Consider the following 1,630-nt stretch of genomic DNA (forward strand, 5'->3'; position numbering starts at 1 on the left):
AGCTCGCGCATGGTCGCGGCACACACGACCGCGGCGATGCCCGCAGCCAGCAGAAGCGCCGGAAGCCCAATTCCAATGCCGAGCGGCGACTCGAAGACGCACACCTCAAGGACAAACGACCCGATGGCAAGCATGACGTCGAATACGCCGAGCACGGCGAGGGCCACCATGCCCTTGCGCTCGATCGCCTCGTCTTGGAACCTCTCGACATAGCGCCCCTCGACAACGCTTGCCCAGGCATTCCAAGCGTCGCTATAGGCTTCCGGCTCCTTCTTTGCCGTCCGCTCGACGCTGGACAGGTAGAGCTTCGAGCCCACCTCGTTGCGGGCCTTGGCCACCTTGCCGAAGATGAAGGTGCAGGCGGCGGCGTCGACCGCGCGAGCCCAAGTGGCGTTGTCGCTCATGACGGCGCCCTCGGGAGCGGTTCCCATGCCCTTGACCTTGGTAAGAAGGAAATCGTCCTTCTCTTTCTGCCTCCAGCCGCTCCCGACCTTCCTGCGCACCTTGTCCAGGCGCACCACGCCTTGATCGGTCAGACGCATGAGGGTCGCGGTGAGCTCCTTGGGCTCCGCCTTGCCGCCGTTTGCGAGGGCGCCGAGAACCGCGGGGTGGTCGTCGGTCGGCACGTCGCGGAAGTACTTGTCCTGGAACTGGGGCCTCACGTCCTGGGCGTAACGCCGGCGGACGAACACCGTGTAAACCACGGTAACCACAGCCAGGGCACCGGTTGCCCCGGCGATTCCCCAAACAAGCAGGCGGGCTCGGGCACGGCGGGCGTTGGCTTTATCAGCCCATGTCTGCTCCTCGCTGAGGATGGTCTCGAGCTCGGAGCCGGACGTCGCCTCGCAGCCGGCGATCCACTCCCTCGGGAACGTCACGCGCATCTCGGCGAACTCCTCGGTGCCCACGCCGGGAACCGTGAACACCACGTCGTCGCCGTTGAAGGCCACGTCCGCGTCCAGGGGGCCGTGGCCCCAAGCGCGCACGTTGGCGACGGGCTTGACCGACTCGCCCGCCGGAACAGGAAGGTGCAGGTTGCAGATCACGTTCTGGGACTCGACGTCCCATCCGTCCGAGACGAACTTCCAGTAGAGCTCTCCCGTGTCGTCCCAACGGGTAGCGATGCCCGTGGCACGGTACGCGATGGTGAAGGTGGCGCGCTCGTCCTCATGGGCGGAATAGATCTTGAGCCGAAGGACGTCTCCGCGGTCGCTGATCTCGTAGGTCCCGTCGACGCCGCCGTAGCCCTCGGTGAACGCCTGGAGGTCGCCCGCGTCGCCCTCCCCCGCCGCCAGGACGGTGAGCTCGACATCGCGACCGTTGCTGGGGTTCTCGCCCTTCGGGATGTCCCAGTACACCCCATGGAAATCGCCGTCGAAGTCGAAGGTGCGGGACTCGGCCACGGTGAGGACCCCATCGGAGTCGAGGGTCGCGTCGATGTTCACCCGCGTAATCGAATATTCGTCGGCGAGCGCCGCGGCAGGCGCCGCGACGAGCGCGAGGACAAGAGCGAAAAACGCCGCGACGGCGATCCAAGACGTCGACGAGGCCGCGCGGGCACGGAGGCGGAAGCGAAGGTCCATGGGCTTCTCCATCTGCGGTGAGCTGGCAAGAAACGCGCAGATAGAGC

1 protein-coding gene is annotated in these 1,630 nt (G+C 66.3%); it reads right to left on the minus strand.

Annotated features, from left to right (window positions below):
* On the minus strand, window positions 1–1,583 hold a 1,583-nt coding region (locus ACT84W_RS10835; RefSeq protein ID WP_444329226.1), incomplete at its 3' end, for a DUF2207 domain-containing protein.
* Between the last annotated feature and the right edge of the window lie 47 nt (window positions 1,584–1,630).

Source organism: Paratractidigestivibacter sp. (assembly GCF_052362415.1).
GTDB lineage: Bacteria > Actinomycetota > Coriobacteriia > Coriobacteriales > Atopobiaceae > Paratractidigestivibacter.